Origin of the sequence: Acidiphilium multivorum AIU301 (genome assembly GCF_000202835.1) — a bacterium.
GTDB classification, from domain to species: Bacteria; Pseudomonadota; Alphaproteobacteria; order Acetobacterales; family Acetobacteraceae; genus Acidiphilium; species Acidiphilium multivorum.
On record NC_015186.1, the window covers coordinates 2206412 to 2221361 of the forward strand.

A 14950-nucleotide genomic window follows, 5' to 3' on the forward strand; every position below is an offset into this window, starting at 1 on the left:
GAAAGGGTGGATGCTATGAGCGGGCGGTTGGCTGGTAAGATCGCGGTCGTCAGTGGCGGTGCAGGAGGTTGCGGGCGGGCGGCATCGGTGCTGTTCGCCAGCGAAGGGGCGAAGATCGGCATCGTCGATCTGCCAGGCAGCGACGGCGAAGCCTTGGCCACAACACTGCGCGAGGCGGGGCATGAAGCGGTGTTCGCCGCCGCCGACGTGTCGGATGAAGCCGCAGTTACAGCCGCCGTTGGCATGGTGAGCGACGCTCTTGGGCCAATCACCGTGCTGTTCAACCACGCCGGTACCCTGATCGTTAAGCCGTTTCTCGACACTACGGCCGAAGAATGGGACCGGCTGATGGCGATCAACGTGCGCAGCATGTTCCTGATGACCCGTGCAGTGCTGCCGCAGATGATCGCGGCGGGCGGGGGTAGCATCGTTTGCACCTCCTCGATCTCGGCGGTCGCGGCGACGCCGGGCGAGGTGCTCTACGATACCACCAAGGGTGCCTGTCACATGTTCGCTCGCGCGATTGCGGTGGAATATCGCGACCGGAACATCCGCTGCAACGCGGTTTGCCCCGGTTTCATTCGAACAGCTCATGGCGAACGGGAACTTGATCTGCTTTCCGGCATCGGCGTCGATGTTTCTGAGGCGGCGATCGCGGCGCAGCAAGGGCGGATGTGCCGACCGGAGGAGGTCGCGCAAGCCGCCTTGTTCCTTGTTGGCCCTGAGGCGAGCTTCATTAGCGGCGCCCATCTGTTCGTCGACAATTGTTTTACCTCGATCTGAGCGAAGGTGTTCATGTCAGCGTTCGAAAAAGGTGGTCTCTGGAGAAACTGGGTCGGCAACCAATCCTGTGTGCCGCTCTATAAGGGGGCTCCCGCTAGCGAGGCCGAACTGGCCGAAATGATAGCCCGAGCCCATGCGCAGGGTTTGAACATCCGCTGCGCTGGCTCGGGTCATTCCTTCACTCCTATCGTCGCAACCGGCGGGCTGCTGCTCACCCTCGCCGGCATGACTGGCATCCGAACCATCGATACCGAACGCCAGCGCGTCACGGTGAGCGCCGGCACGCGGATCAGCGAGGTGGGTCGGGCGCTCAAGGCGGCCGGGCTGTCGCTGGTCAACCAGGGTGATATTGACACCCAAGCGGTGGCCGGCGCGCTCTGCACCGGCACCCACGGCACTGGGGCACGTCTGTCGAATATGGCCTCGCAGATTGTCGCCATGCGGCTGGTGCAGCCGGATGGTGCTATCCTCACCGTAGATGAACGTGACATGGGCATGCTGCACGCATCGCGGGTCGCGGTCGGCACGCTCGGAGTGATTTCGGAAATCACCCTGCAAGCGATGCCGGCCTACAATCTGCACGAAAGGCTCTGGCGCGACGATTTCGAAACTTGCATGGAGCGCTACGATGAACCTTGCCTATCCGGTTGACTCCCATACCTACTAGATCTAGTGTTGGGCATGGATGTCCTGGCCCGTGAAGACCTGCCGTTCCCGCAGTCTCTGCCGGAATTCCAGCGTATTTTCCCGAACGACGCGGCCTGTGCCGCCTATCTCGAAAGCGCCCGCTGGAATGGAGGGTTCGCCTGCCCAAGGTGCGGCGTCGTTGGCGAGCCGTTCCGTTTCGAGGCGCGCCCGGGCGTTCTGCGCTGCCGGGCCTGTCGCAAAGACGTAAGCCTGATGGCTGGGACCGTTATGGAACGCAGTCACACGCCGCTGTCGACTTGGTTCTGGGCGGCTTACTTGATCGCCAGCCAGACGCCCGGAATGTCGGCCGTCCAATTTCAGCGGCAACTCGGCCTGTCGCGCTACGAGACCGCCTTCGGCATCCTTCATAAGCTGCGCGCCGGGATGGTGCGCCCCGAGCGCGACAAGATTGGCGACACGCCGCAAGAACACGTCGAAGTGGATGAAACGTGGGTTGGAGGACGAACCCGAGGCGATGGACGGGGTGTCCATCACAAGGTTCTCGTCGCCTGTGCCGTGGAGGTGCGCCACCGGAAACCGGGAACCAAGCTCGACAATCGGAAAGACGGTCGCTACGCGGGACGCGTTCGTCTCGCTGTTGTCCCCGACCGTAGCGCCAATTCGCTCTGCGGATTCGTCGAAAACGCCGTTGCTCCCGGATCGCTGATCGTTACCGACGACTGGAGCGGCTATGCCGGTCTCGGAAGGCGCGGGTTCGACCACCATGCAATCGCCGAATGCGGCGACCCGGAGGTGGCAGAAGAATTCCTGCCGATCGTCCACTTGGTCTTTACCAACCTGAAGACCTGGATCAACGGCATCCATCACGGGGTCAGCGCCAAACATCTACAAGCCTACCTCAATGAATTCACGTTTCGGTTCAACCGGCGCCTCTATCCCTTCAACGCGTTCCGCTCGCTGCTCGGAATCGCGGGTAGGGCAGCCGCACCAACCTTTGACGAGCTTTATTCCGGGGAATGGACACACCCTACATTTAGTGGGTGTGGGTAACAACCGGATAGGCAAGCGATGAACTCGCCGCCACCCATCGCCATTTCGGCTTCTTCTGGTGCCCGGTGCCGGAAAGCCGCCACCTCTACTGCCTCCCTGACACCGCGGCAGTTTCCAGCACGAATAAGACTGCCGATGTCTGCGAGATGAAAGTGATGGACATTACCGAGGCCCCGCCGACGGAGGGTGCGTTCGAGCGCATCGCCTATAGCTCGGACATCTATCCGATCGAATACGTACCGAACTTCCACGAACTTGAATACGCAGTGCCGGCCGAACACGGGAAGGATGCCCTGCGTGATGTACGCGAGCTGATGCTGACCAAACACACAAACTGCATCTACCCGATCGAGTTTCGCTTCACCGCGGGCGATCCGGCGTGGATGAGCCCGTTCCATCAGCAGGACAGCGTTACTTTGTCGGTCTCCGGCGGGCCAGGGATCGATTACTGGGACTATCTGCGCGATGTCGACGCGATTTTACGCCGCTACAATTCGCGACCGCACTGGGGCAAGATGCACTTCCTTGACGCCGAGGACGTCACCGCCCTCTACCCCAAGGCCGAAGATTTCCGCGCACTCCGCCGTCAGATGGATCCGGGTGGTGTATTCCTGAATGATCATCTGCGCGCACTGTTCGGCTGAGCGACGAGGCCGACACCCAGCAGATCTGGGGCTGGCAACGGCAAGCCCACGAAGGGCACTGTAAAAGGAACGTTGCTCGAACCAATCTCGCTTTTTGGGCGATGGCTATGGCAGAGCTGACGTTTGTGCTTTGTGCTCGGAAAGAATTACGGTCGTTTGAACCTTGCGCACACCGGGAAGGGCCTGCAGCTTGTCCGCCAGGTCGGACAAGGACGCAGCAGATGCCACTGAAGCGACGAGAACGGCATCCTGATCACCTGCTATTGAATAAACTCGTTCGACCACCGGCCATGACAGGAGTTGATCCACCACAAGGCTGCAGGGTCGAACAGCGATCGAAATTGTAATCAGGGCCGATATTCCGCCATCCACATGGGGTGCCAACTCCGCCGAATAGCCCAGGATGATGCCGTCGCTTTCCAAGCGGGCGATCCGAGCCTGAACCGCCGTCCGGGAGAGTTTGAGTGCTCGCGCGATTGAGGCTGTCGAGCGGCGTGCGTCATGCCGCAGGAAGCCGACGATTTTACGATCAATCTCGTCTAATCGCTTGCCCAATCGGTTCATTGCGCACTTTCGAAGTGTCGCCAATCACGACGATTCGCAATCTTGTCCATATCACGATGCTATAGCATCTCCCGGACGTCAGGAGGAGATGGAGATGAACATCGTCGAGGCAGATACGTTCACGGGTAAGCGGGCTTGGGATGCGATCGCAATTGCTGAATTGGATGGAGTCACCGTGCGGCTGCATTGGACCGACAAGCCCTATATTTGGCATGTCAACGATGGGCCGGAAATATTTGTCGTGCTGGACGGAATAGTTGACATGGAAGTCGGAAAGGACCGAGCAGAATGGGTATTGAGGCTGACTGCGGGTTCCATTTTCTATGCGGAAGAAGGCGAAGCTCACCGAGCCGTACCGACTGGGGCAGCGCGCGTGCTGGTCATTGAACGCACGGGAAGCGTCTGACGTCGGCTACTCTCCGCGCATCACCACAGCCTTTAGAGGACGTCGTCTAGCTCAGCAGGCGTCGATGCGTCGGCAACTCCGGGCGCCGGCCCATCTGGTCGGCCTTGCCTAAGGCAGCCAATATTAGCATTTCCAGTTCTGGAGGGCGCATTGCGGACACCAGGCGGTCAGTGGCGCCACTCTGCCGACATTCATATTCCCCGCACAAATTGCCCGGGCGTCACGCCGGTCATCTGGCGAAATCTTGCTGTGAAGTGGCTCTGACTGCTGAAGCCACAAAGTGCAGCCACATCGCTCACCGCCATGCCGCCCGAGAGAATTTCTTTTGCCCGTTCGATCCGGCAGCGAAGCACGAACGCGTGCGGACTCTCGCCCGTAGATCGGCGGAATGCCCGCGCGAAATGGTGGGGACTGAGCCCAGCACAGGACGCAAGATCCATGACTGAAAGGGGAGCGGCCAGATGGGCTGCGATGAATTCGGATACGCGTCGTAGCGCCGCTGGGGAAAGTCCGCCCCGGGCTTCCAGCGCCCGAGGCCCGCGTTCGGTTAAACGACTGATGAGATACGCAAGCAACGTCTCTGCGGCATGGCTTATCGCCACTCGCTCTGACGGCTCGTTCCAGTCGAGAGGTAACACGACCTGACGCATGACCGATTCGATCACCGGGTCCTGGAAATAGGGAACATCCAGAAGATGCACTCGATCAGGATCGGCGTCGATAGTGGCAACGACGGCACGGTCGAATGCCTGTCGCGAGATGTAGAGGTGCAGCATGCGGATTGGGCCACTGACCTCCCATTCGGAAGAAGCTCCCCGCGGCATGAGGCAGAGGCTCCCCGGTCCGAAGCTGGGCACAGCGGCCTCTCCAAGCCTCCGCCGGAACGCGAGACCACCCGAAACGTACAGGCTCAGCGTGTGATGGCTCGGCGTTTCGTATCGCGCCGTCGCGTCCTCATTCCGATCCCACAATGCTCCGGCGAGGCCGTCGCCGAACGTGGCGGCAGCGCGAAGCGGCACGCCTGCGCTGGCGAGATGGTCGTAGACTGAGTGGCCGGCAAGATTGAGCATTGCGAATGCGTTCCCTGGACGCAAAGGACCAGAGCGCGGCGGCGCCAGCAATAGTGTCTCACGCGGGGCTGATAGAAAACAGCAAGAATCTGACAACCGCAGGCCGAGCCTGACAGACAGGACTGCAAGATCGCTCCATGATCGGGATACGCCAATCGCTTCCGGAGTTGTGACCATATGCAGGTGTTCCTGTTCCTAATTGTTTCGATCGCGTGGGGTCTCACCTGGTATGCGATTCACCTTCAGCTCGGTCTCACGCCGGATGTGGTCTCGGTCTTCTGGCGTTTTGCGCTTGCGGCTGCGGGCACGTGGTTAATCCTGTTGGCGACCCGGAAAGTCAGGCGGGTCCGCCCAAGGCAGCACTTCTGGTTCTCGGCGATGGGCCTGACGCTCTTCTCGGGAAACTTCCTCCTCTTCTATTCTGCGGAACACGACATTCCGAGCGGGTTGGTTTCCGTCATTTTCAGCATGGCGACAGTCTTCAACGTGCTGAACCAGTGGCTTTTCCATAAAATACGCCCCGGGTGGCGCGTTCTGGTAGGCGGAGTATTAGGTATCGCCGGAGTGGGGCTACTCTTCGCAGACCAAGTCACGGCACCGGGTGGAACCCACTACGTCCGGGGTGTGCTGTTGGCCATGGCGGGAACCTGCTCGTTTTCGTTGGGAAATCTTGCCTCACGCCGCGCAACGGCCGATGGCACCAACCTGCCCAATGCAATCGCTCGCGGGATGAGCTGGGGCGCGTTGATCCTAGCCTCGGTGGTCTTCATCGGTGACTACAGATACATGCCGCACGTCTCGGCGGCCTATTTGGGTGGCCTGGCTTACCTTGTGCTTATCGGGTCAATCGTTGGTTTCTTTGCCTACCTGTCACTCGTCGCCAGGATCGGCCCGTCGCACGCTGCCTACGTCACGGTTATTTCGCCGATCATTGCGCTCGTTTTATCCTCCATACTCGAAAGCTATGCCTGGACGTGGCGTGCATTGCTTGGCGTGCCGTTCATCTTGGCGGGAAACCTCGTGATTTTTGCGCCGATACCGCTCGCGGGAATTGCCAAGACTCCCGCTTTGGAAACCCCAGACAGAGTCAATTCTACTTAACCCCCTGTGTCCGCTATCCTGCAGGTCATGCCCAAAGCCGGACAAGGCGGAATCCTGGAAAATTTTGGGCGCCGAGAGCATACGAAAGTCCCCTGGAAGAACGCACCCGCCATCAGCAGGCATCGTGCCCCCCGTTTTTCACGTCGGCTTGGGCCATCATCTCCTGGTGCGACTGCCGACCACCAATGGCAGCTTACCTAGTTTTTCCACTCCAAAGCCGCCAGTGCGCTCCCGGAGAATGGCTGAACCTAGTGGACGTTCACGCGTAGCGGACACGCGCTCGTATCCAGCTAGCCGATAGGCCGAGGTTAACTCGAGCAATCCTGAAAGCCGTAGCTGACGAATACGTAGCTCGATGACTTGCTACTCAAGACGCAGTGATTGCGGTCCCCTCGAATGCAGCGACCGGATCGTTGGTGCGTATGCGGACAGGTCAGATGTGTCGACACACAAAAGGTGGACATAAAGGGGTTGCATGCCTCTCGGATTTTGGTAGTAGTGATTACAGCGACGTTCTGCGCGGAGGAAACAAAGTGGACCAGGGACTGCTTGATCGCCATGCCGATGAAAGCCGGATCGCCGGATTGACAATGCGCTACGCCAGGCATCTCGCTGGCCTGCGCTACGAGAATCTGCCCGAAGAGGTCATCCTCAAGGCGAAGACAATCATTCGCGACGGCGTGGGTAACCAGATCGCTGCCTCCGCCATCGCCGAACCCGCCGCCCGCATGGTCGAACTGGTGCGTGGCTGGGGCGGCAAGCCCGAAGCCACGGTCACCGGCTACGGGCTGAAGGTGCCGGCGCCGATGGCTGTGCTCTGCAACGCCATGCTAGGTCACGGCGTCGAACTCGACGACGCACACGGCTCGGGCCTGATCAAGGGCGGCTCGGTCATCATATCCCTCGCGATGGCGAGTGCCGAGCTTGCCGGCTGCTCGGGCAGAGAGCTCGTCGCCGGCGTCGTTGGCGCCTACGAAATCGCCGTGCGCATCGCCAAGGCGATCAATCCCGGCCACCGCCAGCGCGGCTACCATACCACCGGTACCGTCGCCCTGCTCGGCGCGGCGGCGATGGCGACGAAACTGCTCGGCGGCGACGAGGAACAGATCGCCTGCGCCATCGGCCTCGCCGCGATGCAGTCCGCCGGCATCCAAGCGTATCTCGACGATTCCTGCATGGCCAAGCCTTTCAGCCCCGGCAAGGGGGCGATGAACGGCATGATGGCCGCGATCATGGCGCGCAGCGGGTTCACCGGCCCGCGCAAGGCGCTTGAATCGCGCGAAGGCTTCCTCAACGCCTTCACCAGCCGTTTCGACGCCGCCGAACTCGTCGAGGGGCTGGGCACCCGTCACGCGATCATGGAAGTCGGCTTCAAGCCACATGCCGCCTGCCGCTATGCGCATGGCCCGCTCGACCTTGCCCAGGCTGCCTATTGGGAGGACGGCGCGCGCCTTGCCGACGTCGAACGGATTAAGGTGCACATGAGCGAGCTGGCGATCCGCCAGGCCTCGAAACTGCCCTGTCCGAACCTCAATGTGGCCATGGGCAGCACCCAGTTTGGCATCGCTCTCGCTCTCGCCCTCGGCAGCAACGGCCTGCGCGATTACTGGGCCGGCTTCGAGATGCCCGAAATCCACGACGCCGCGCAGCACCGCGTCACCCTCGTCGCCGAGCCGGCATTCGGCCTGGGCGGCCGCCAGGCGAGGATCGAGATCCGGCTCAGGAACGGGCAGACAATCCACCGCGAATCCTCCGAGCCGCGCGGTGAGCCGACCAACCCGCTCTCCGCCGAGGAGCTGGAACGCAAGTTCATCGGCATGGCCGCTCTCACCATCGACGACGAGCGCGCCACCGAACTCAATCGCACGCTGATGGATATCGAAACGCTCGAAAACGCTTCGATCATTCCCGGCATGACCGTGGTGGCCGATGGAAAGCCCGCACTCCGCGCCGCCTGAACCCATCCGGGTCAGCTATCCGCGGCAAAGATCCCTGCGCTGCCTGTTCATGCGCGGAGGATCGAGTCGCGGCGGCTTCTTTCTCGGCGAGGACCTGCCCGCGGACGAGCGCGAGCGCGGCGCTCTGCTGCTCGCCGCCTTCGGTTCACCCGACATGCGGCAGATCGACGGCATCGGCGGTGCAGATGCGTTGACAAGCAAGGCCGCGATCGTCGCGCCGTCGACACGCCCGGACGCCGATGTCGACTACACATTCTGCCAAGTCTCGCTTGACTCGGCGCAGATCGGCGTCGGCGGAACCTGCGGCAACATGCTCGCCGGCGTCGGCCCGTTCGCGATCATACGCGGCCTCGTTCCCCCCACAGCGCCGGAAACCACGGTCCGCATCCGTGCGACCAACACCGGCCAGGTAATCATCGCGCGCATCCCGGTCGAGGACGGGCTGCCCGCGATCGAGGGGGATTGCGCAATTCCGGGCGTGCCCGGCACCGGGGCGCGAATCGGCCTCGATTTCGGCGACTGCTCTGGCGCGGTCTCCGGCCATCTGCTGCCCACCGGTAACGCGTATGACCGCATCTCCCTCGACGGTGTCGCGGCCGCGGTCTCGCTGGTCGACGCCGCGACGCCCTTCGTCTTCGTCCGCGCGTCCGATCTCGGCCGGAAAGGCACCGAGAGTGCAGCCTCCATCGCCGCCGACGAGGAACTCCTCGCCCGGCTCGAAGCCGTGCGGGGCTGGGCCGCCACCGTGCTTGGCCTCGCCGCCTCACCCGGGACCGCCCGCGCGGCGAGCCCTAACGTCCCGCGCGTGATCATGGTCGCCCCGCCGCAGGACTACGAAACGCCCGAAGGGATGATCGTCGGCGCCGGCGACGTCGATCTCTGCGTGCGCCAGATGTCCATGCAGCGGCCGCACAAGGCGCTGGCGGTCACCGGGTCGATCTGCACCGCCGTCGCCGCCGCAGTCGCAGGCAGCGTGATCGCCGAATCCGCCCTGGGCTGGCGCGGCGGTCCGATCCGGCTCGGCCATCCCGCCGGTGTGCTTCGCGTCAATGCCGACATCGCGGCTGAGGGCGAAAAGTTCCACATCCGGTCAGCCGAGGTCGAACGCACGGCGCGTCCGATCATGGACGGGGTTCTCTACGTTCCCGCGGCGAAAATCGAGGCGCTTGCCCGCGTCGTCACCATCTCCGGCGCGAAGCCGGCGGGAGACTGAGAAATGGAGCTCGCCCTGCCCCGCCATAATCCAAAGCCTCGCGCGCGCGGAATCACCGCGATGATCGATTTCGGGCCTGACACGTTCGGCTGGACCGGTCCCGCAGCGATCCACGACCTCATCGCCTGCGCCGGCGCCTATATCGACTACGCCAAGATCTACGCGCTCAATTCCCTGCTCATGCCTGAGACGACGGTGAAGATGATCGTTGCCACCTACGCCGATGCCGGCATCATGACCTATAGCGGCGGCATCTTGTTCGAATATGCCTGGCAGCGCGGTGCGCTCGATGAAATGCTGTCGCTGCTCGAACGCATCGGCATCCCGATGCTCGAAATCTCCGAGAACTACGTGACGCTCGATGACGACGAGCGGCTTCGGCTCATCGAACGATTTCAGTCCCGCGGCTTCGAAGTGATCTACGAATTCGGGCGCAAGAATCCCGAAGCCGCCTTCACGGTGCAAGAGCTTGGCCGCCTCGTGGCCGACGTGACGGACGCGGGCGTCGCCCACGTGATCGTGGAACAGAGCGAGATCGACATGCTGGACGCGGACGCGATGAGGACGCTCGTGCGGCAGGACTGGTTCGCCAGCCTCCTGATCGAAACCGACCCCTACCGCTTCCCGCAGCAGCACGCCGAAATGCTGAATCTCTACGGTCCTGAAATCAATCTTGCCAATGTCACTCCCGGCCAGGTGCTCCGCCTCGAAGGGCTCCGCCAGGGGATCGGGCGCGCCGTCAATTACCGGCTGATGGCCTGAGACGGGCGCGATGGGAACGAACACCACACCGGCGATGACCGACCTGATCGAGCCACTTCGCAGCCTTGGCTTCACCGACTACGAGGCCCAAGCCTATATTGCCCTTCTCCGCGAAAGTCCCGTCACCGCCTACCAGGTTGGCAAGCAGACCGGCCTGCCGCGCGCCAACGTCTACGCGGCGCTCGAAACCCTGAGCAAGAAGGGCGCCTGCCAGCCGGTCACCGAGAACCCGGTGCGCTATGCGCCGGTCCGCCCCGAGGTGCTGTTTCCCCGGATGCAGACCGGCTTCGAAGCGCAGTGCCGCCGCGCCGCCGAAATACTGGCCGAGATCGACCGCCCGGACGGCGAGGAACATGTCTGGTCGCTGCGCGGCACCGAGGCGATCCACGCCAAGATCGCCGGCATGATCGCTTCCGCGACCCAGCATGTCTGGATCAAGGCGCACGAACGCCTGCTGCGCGACCATCGTCCCGCGCTTCTCGCCGCGGCCGAACGCGGCGTGCAGGTGGTCCTCATCGTCTTCGGCGATCCCTCGGTGGTCGACGAATATCCGCTTGCCCCGCCCAGCCGGATCTTCATGCACGAGAACAACGGCATCGAGGTCGGGCTTGGCTACACGCTCGTCACCGTCGCGATCGACTTTGCCGAGGCGCTGACGGTGAACACGGCGGAAGGCGGCATCGGCGCGCACACGCGCAACCTGCCGGTGGTCACACTCGCCGAGAGCCTGATCCGCCATGAAATCTACGTCGCCGAGATCTTCGCGCGCTTCGAACGCGAGCTCGACGCCGAATTCGGCCCGGCGCTGCTGCGCCTGCGCCAGAACTACCTGCCGGCCCCTCAGGCGGCCGCGCTCGACCGGCTGATCGCCGAGCGGCGGCGCCGGAAAAAAAACAAGAACGGGAAACAAGAAGAGGAAACGGGACATGGACGCGCCATGGCCAAATGAGGCGGAGATCGTCGTCGTCGGTGCCGGCAACGCCGCGATCTGCGCCGCTCTCGCGGCCGCCGAGACGGGAGTTGTGCCGCTGGTGATCGAGGCCGCGCCAGAGGCCGAACGCGGCGGCAACTCGGCCTACACCGCCGGCGCGATGCGATTCGCCTATGCCGATCTCGACGAATATGCCGAAGTGATCGACGAACTCAGCGAGACGGACCGGCGAGACGTCGATTTCGGCCGCTACACCGAGGATCGGTTCTTCGACGACCTGTTCCGCGTCACCGAAAACCGCTGCGACCCGGACCTCGCCGAAATGCTGGTCCGACGCAGTAGGGCTACCCTGGCCTGGATGCGCCGGCAGGGCATCCGCTTCCAGCCCAGCCTTGGCCGCCAGGCCTTCAAGGTGAACGGCAAGTTCCGCTTCTGGGGCGGCGTCGCCTGCGAGGTGGTCGGCGGCGGTCCCGGCCTCATTGACATGCTGTATGCGGCGGCTGGCCGCGCAGGCATCCGCATCGCCTACGAGACCCGGATGGTCGGGCTCGAGACCGATGATGAGGGTATCTGCGGCGTCCGCATCGAACATGGTGGACGGCGCCGCACCATCCGCACCCGCGCCGTCATCCTCGCCTGTGGCGGCTTCGAATCGAACGCCGAAATGCGGGCGCGCTATCTCGGCCCGGACTGGGACCTCGCGAAAGTCCGCGGCACGCGCTTCAATAACGGCGAGGGGATCAGCAGCGCCCTCGCGATCGGGGCGATGCCCGCCGGCCACTGGTCCGGCTGCCACGCGGTCGGCTGGGACCTGAACGCCCCCGCCTTCGGCGACCTTGCGATCGGCGACCAGTTCCAGAAACACTCCTACCCATTCGGCATCATGGTGAACGCTCGCGGCGAGCGCTTCCTCGACGAGGGGGCCGACTTCCGTAACTACACCTACGCGAAATACGGCCGCGAGATCCTGATGCAGCCGGGCATGTTCGCCTGGCAGGTGTTCGACGCGAAGGTTTCCCACCTGCTGCGCGACGAATACCGGATCCGCGAGGTCACCAAGGCCAGGGGCGATACGCTCGAGGAACTGGCCGCCGGCATGGAGGGGGTCAACGCCGAAGGCTTCCTGCGCACGGTTGCCACCTTCAACGAAGCCGTGCGCGAGGACATAACGTTCGATCCGAACGTCAAGGACGGACGCGGAACCGCCGGCCTCGCCGTGCCGAAATCGAACTGGGCCAACACGATCGCCGAACCGCCTTTCGTCGCCTACGCCGTCACCTGCGGCATCACCTTCACCTTCGGCGGGCTGAAGGTGAATACCGAAGCGATGGTCGAGAATGTCGCGGGCGTGCCAATCCCCGGCCTGTTCGCGGCGGGCGAACTGGTCGGCGGCCTGTTCGCTTTCAACTACCCTGGCGGCTCGGGTCTCACCTCCGGCGCCGTGTTCGGCCGCCAGGCCGGTGAATCCGCCGCCCGGCACATCCTCGCCGCGCGGGAAGGACGCCGTTCCGCCCAGGGGCTACGCATGAAAATTTCGGGCATAGTTGACGGCATGGAATCGGGTGTGATTCGGGGAGTCTCCTTGAGATTGGGAGACGTGCATGTCGGTGAGGCGGCTTGTGGAGGAATTTTCGGCGTTGGAAGACCCCCGCTGCGGCGGCAAGGTTGAGCACCGGCTAATTGATATTCTGGTGATTGCGGTGTGCGCGGTGATTGCCGGGGCGGAAAGCTGGGAGGATATGGCACTGTATGGCCGTAGCAAGCAGGAATGGCTGGGCACGTTTTTGGCGCTGCCGAACGGCATTCCATCGCACGACACCTTCCGGCGTGTGTTCATGCTGATCGATACCGGGCGTTTCGAGGCATGTTTCGAAGCGTGGGCGCGCTCATTCGGGACGACTTTGGACCGGGAAGTGGTGGCGATTGACGGGAAAACGATCCGCGGCTCGTTTGATCGCAGCCGGGACCAGGCGGCGCTTCACGTTGTGAGTGCATGGGCGAGTGATCGGGGGCTGGTGCTCGGCCAGCGTCAGGTCGGCGACAAATCGAACGAGATCACCGCGATCCCGGAATTGCTGGATGTGCTGGACATCAAGGGCGCCATTGTCACGCTGGACGCGATGGGGTGCCAGCGAGCCATCGCGTCCAAAATTCTCGAGCGGGGTGCTGATTATCTCGTCACCCTCAAAGCAAACCAGGGGAAGAAACACAGCGCCGTGCAGGAGTATTGCGCAACCACCTGCTTCAGCCGCTCACCCGTTGATCGGCCGGTGCATGACGAATTCGATGATGGTCATGGTCGTCTTGTTCGGCGCCGGGTGTTCGTCTGTCCGGACGCCGTAGCGCTGGAACCGCTGCGCGACTGGCCGGGGTTGAAGAGCGTTCTGGCCGTGGAAACCATCCGCGGCGTCAACGGATCCGGCAAGATCGAAGCCGAAATCCGCTACTTCCTGTCCAGCAGCGACGATCAACCCGAAATCCTGGCGAAAGCGATCCGTCAACATTGGCAGATCGAGAACAGCCTACACTGGGTGCTCGACGTCACCTTCAACGAAGATCACTGCCGGATCCGGGATCGCAACGCCGTCCAGAACTTCTCCCTGCTTCGCAAGATCGCAATCAACCTCGTTCGCCGCCATCAGGCATCAAAGGCCAGTCTCAAGGGGCGCCGCAAAATGGCCGCCTGGGATAACCGTTACATGGAGCAAGTGCTCACCGGCTTCTTTCATGCGTAACCCCTGCCGTTCCGCCGCCCAGTAGGAACCCGTGCATCGCATCCGAAACAGGATCACCAGAAGCCAGAACAAGGAAACGTCCCATGACCCAGCTTCTTTCCCGACGGAAATCCATGACGATCGCCGTCGCCGCGCCGGCGGTCGTGATACTGCCGCGCCTCGCCCGCGCGGGCCTGCCCACGGTTCACTACGCGATGCAGCGCGTGCCGGAAGATTTCGTCTACCGCGCCAGGAACTGGGCAGAACCCTACGGTGTGCATGTGGCCGGGACCGTCTCGCCCTCGGGGGTACAATCGATGCAGGCATTGCTCTCCGGCCGTTCCGATCTAGCCGACAGCGGATCGGGTCCCGCACTTAGCGCTTTCGGTCACGCATCCGGCGCACTCGTCATCGTCGCCGCCACCCATTCCGGCGGCCAGCGCCATGAGCTGATGGTGAAGCCCGGCGCGTCCTACAAGTCGCTCGCCGACCTCAAGGGCAAGCGCATCGCCATGCCGGTCGGTTCTGGAGCCTATATCATCTTCGAGCTCTATCTTAAGGAGAAGGGCTGGAAGAACAGCGACTTCCTCATCGTCAACATGAAACCCGGGGACATGGGGTCAGCCCTCGCTTCGGGCCAGATCGACGCCGCTTTGGTCTGGGAGCCGACTCCCTCGATCCTGGTGACCAAGGGCATTGCCAAGGTCATCCAGAGCTTCGGCGAGGTCAGTTCCGATCCGTCGCTCCTCATCGCGCGAAAGGCCTTCGTGGAGAAACATCGCGACGCCGTGGTGCGGGTCCTCGCCTCGATGATCGACATGTATCGCTTCATCAAGACGGACCCGACCGGTGCCGGCAAGCTCGCCGCGAAGGTCGCCGGCGAGAGCGGCGCCTCGGTCAGCCCCGCCGCCTTCACTCGCGCCTTCAATCATATGACCTTCGACATGCACATCACGAAGGCCGATACCGCGGCACTTGAAAGGGTCGGCGATTTCATGGTCAGGGAACACAAGATCGCGAAAGTTCCCGATTTCGGCAAGCTGATCGACCCCGAGCCGCTGCGCCTCGCCTTCACTATGGCCAAGGCCAAGGAAAAGCACTGAACC

15 protein-coding genes are annotated in these 14950 nt (G+C 62.9%); 13 read left to right on the plus strand and 2 right to left on the minus strand.

The features are described 5' to 3' along the window. Nucleotides 1-27: 27 nt before the first annotated feature. The 4 genes from ACMV_RS09870 to ACMV_RS09885 all read left to right on the plus strand — a co-directional run bounded on the left by ACMV_RS09870 (nt 28) and on the right by ACMV_RS09885 (nt 3125). Complete coding sequence (locus tag ACMV_RS09870) at nt 28-783, plus strand: SDR family NAD(P)-dependent oxidoreductase (protein ID WP_231844365.1); 756 nt, start codon at nt 28-30, stop codon at nt 781-783. Nucleotides 784-795: 12 nt separating this feature from the next. After that, on the plus strand, nt 796-1434 hold the full coding sequence (locus ACMV_RS09875) for an FAD-binding protein (RefSeq protein WP_013640338.1): 639 nt from the start codon (nt 796-798) through the stop codon (nt 1432-1434). A 30-nt stretch (nt 1435-1464) separates the two neighbouring features. Then, nucleotides 1465-2481 carry an IS1595-like element ISAcr1 family transposase gene (locus ACMV_RS09880; protein ID WP_007421341.1) on the plus strand — a complete coding sequence of 339 codons (1017 nt, stop codon included), beginning with the start codon at nt 1465-1467 and terminating at the stop codon, nt 2479-2481. A gap of 146 nt (nt 2482-2627) precedes the next feature. After that, nucleotides 2628-3125, plus strand: coding sequence for a D-arabinono-1,4-lactone oxidase (locus ACMV_RS09885; RefSeq protein ID WP_231844367.1), 498 nt, complete (start codon nt 2628-2630; stop codon nt 3123-3125). Between the two features lie 105 nt (nt 3126-3230). Here ACMV_RS09885 and ACMV_RS19860 read toward each other — a convergent pair whose 3' ends face one another. Beyond that, nucleotides 3231-3689 (minus strand): Lrp/AsnC family transcriptional regulator, encoded by a 459-nt coding sequence (locus ACMV_RS19860; RefSeq protein ID WP_013640340.1) that lies wholly within the window; start codon nt 3687-3689, stop codon nt 3231-3233. A 94-nt stretch (nt 3690-3783) separates the two neighbouring features. Here ACMV_RS19860 and ACMV_RS09890 point away from each other — a divergent pair, with 94 nt between their 5' ends. After that, nucleotides 3784-4095 (plus strand): cupin domain-containing protein, encoded by a 312-nt coding sequence (locus ACMV_RS09890; RefSeq protein ID WP_013640341.1) that lies wholly within the window; start codon nt 3784-3786, stop codon nt 4093-4095. 191 nt (nt 4096-4286) lie between these two features. Here ACMV_RS09890 and ACMV_RS09895 read toward each other — a convergent pair whose 3' ends face one another. Then, nucleotides 4287-5165, minus strand: coding sequence for a helix-turn-helix transcriptional regulator (locus ACMV_RS09895; protein ID WP_013640342.1), 879 nt, complete (start codon nt 5163-5165; stop codon nt 4287-4289). A 177-nt stretch (nt 5166-5342) separates the two neighbouring features. On the opposite strand from ACMV_RS09895, the gene ACMV_RS09900 reads away from it, so the two are divergent. The 8 genes from ACMV_RS09900 (at nt 5343) to ACMV_RS09935 (ending at nt 14947) form a co-directional block, all read left to right on the plus strand. Further along, nucleotides 5343-6266, plus strand: a complete 924-nt coding sequence (locus tag ACMV_RS09900; protein ID WP_013640343.1) for a DMT family transporter — start codon at nt 5343-5345, stop codon at nt 6264-6266. Nucleotides 6267-6799: 533 nt separating this feature from the next. Next, nucleotides 6800-8224: an MmgE/PrpD family protein gene (locus ACMV_RS09905; protein ID WP_148361001.1), complete on the plus strand. Its 1425-nt coding sequence runs from the start codon at nt 6800-6802 to the stop codon at nt 8222-8224. Next, nucleotides 8196-9437, plus strand: a complete 1242-nt coding sequence (locus ACMV_RS09910; protein WP_013640345.1) for a 2-methylaconitate cis-trans isomerase PrpF family protein — start codon at nt 8196-8198, stop codon at nt 9435-9437. The genes ACMV_RS09905 and ACMV_RS09910 overlap by 29 nt, the downstream gene beginning before the upstream one ends. A 3-nt stretch (nt 9438-9440) precedes the next feature. Further along, the gene (locus ACMV_RS09915; protein ID WP_007421431.1) at nt 9441-10199 is read left to right on the plus strand and encodes a phosphosulfolactate synthase; all 759 of its coding nucleotides are present in this window, start codon (nt 9441-9443) and stop codon (nt 10197-10199) included. Between the two features lie 10 nt (nt 10200-10209). Continuing rightward, nucleotides 10210-11148: a TrmB family transcriptional regulator gene (locus ACMV_RS09920; RefSeq protein ID WP_007421432.1), complete on the plus strand. Its 939-nt coding sequence runs from the start codon at nt 10210-10212 to the stop codon at nt 11146-11148. Beyond that, nucleotides 11126-12799, plus strand: coding sequence for an FAD-dependent tricarballylate dehydrogenase TcuA (gene tcuA / locus ACMV_RS09925; protein WP_013640346.1), 1674 nt, complete (start codon nt 11126-11128; stop codon nt 12797-12799). The genes ACMV_RS09920 and tcuA overlap by 23 nt, the downstream gene beginning before the upstream one ends. Continuing rightward, nucleotides 12732-13865 (plus strand): ISAs1 family transposase, encoded by a 1134-nt coding sequence (locus ACMV_RS09930; RefSeq protein WP_013634879.1) that lies wholly within the window; start codon nt 12732-12734, stop codon nt 13863-13865. Before tcuA ends, ACMV_RS09930 begins: the two co-directional genes overlap by 68 nt. A gap of 83 nt (nt 13866-13948) precedes the next feature. After that, nucleotides 13949-14947 (plus strand): ABC transporter substrate-binding protein, encoded by a 999-nt coding sequence (locus tag ACMV_RS09935; protein WP_041664916.1) that lies wholly within the window; start codon nt 13949-13951, stop codon nt 14945-14947. Nucleotides 14948-14950: the final 3 nt, after the last annotated feature.

Coding starts and splice junctions, on each gene's coding strand:
- ACMV_RS09875 (WP_013640338.1), top strand. CDS start 796: ATGTCAGCGTTCGAAAAAGGTGGTCTCTGGAGAAACTGGGTCGGCAAC.
- ACMV_RS09880 (WP_007421341.1), top strand. CDS start 1,465: ATGGATGTCCTGGCCCGTGAAGACCTGCCGTTCCCGCAGTCTCTGCCG.
- ACMV_RS09885 (WP_231844367.1), top strand. CDS start 2,628: ATGAAAGTGATGGACATTACCGAGGCCCCGCCGACGGAGGGTGCGTTC.
- ACMV_RS19860 (WP_013640340.1), bottom strand. CDS start 3,689: ATGAACCGATTGGGCAAGCGATTAGACGAGATTGATCGTAAAATCGTC.
- ACMV_RS09890 (WP_013640341.1), top strand. CDS start 3,784: ATGAACATCGTCGAGGCAGATACGTTCACGGGTAAGCGGGCTTGGGAT.
- ACMV_RS09895 (WP_013640342.1), bottom strand. CDS start 5,165: ATGCTCAATCTTGCCGGCCACTCAGTCTACGACCATCTCGCCAGCGCA.
- ACMV_RS09900 (WP_013640343.1), top strand. CDS start 5,343: ATGCAGGTGTTCCTGTTCCTAATTGTTTCGATCGCGTGGGGTCTCACC.
- ACMV_RS09910 (WP_013640345.1), top strand. CDS start 8,196: ATGGAAAGCCCGCACTCCGCGCCGCCTGAACCCATCCGGGTCAGCTAT.
- ACMV_RS09915 (WP_007421431.1), top strand. CDS start 9,441: ATGGAGCTCGCCCTGCCCCGCCATAATCCAAAGCCTCGCGCGCGCGGA.
- ACMV_RS09920 (WP_007421432.1), top strand. CDS start 10,210: ATGGGAACGAACACCACACCGGCGATGACCGACCTGATCGAGCCACTT.
- tcuA (WP_013640346.1), top strand. CDS start 11,126: ATGGACGCGCCATGGCCAAATGAGGCGGAGATCGTCGTCGTCGGTGCC.
- ACMV_RS09930 (WP_013634879.1), top strand. CDS start 12,732: ATGTCGGTGAGGCGGCTTGTGGAGGAATTTTCGGCGTTGGAAGACCCC.
- ACMV_RS09935 (WP_041664916.1), top strand. CDS start 13,949: ATGACCCAGCTTCTTTCCCGACGGAAATCCATGACGATCGCCGTCGCC.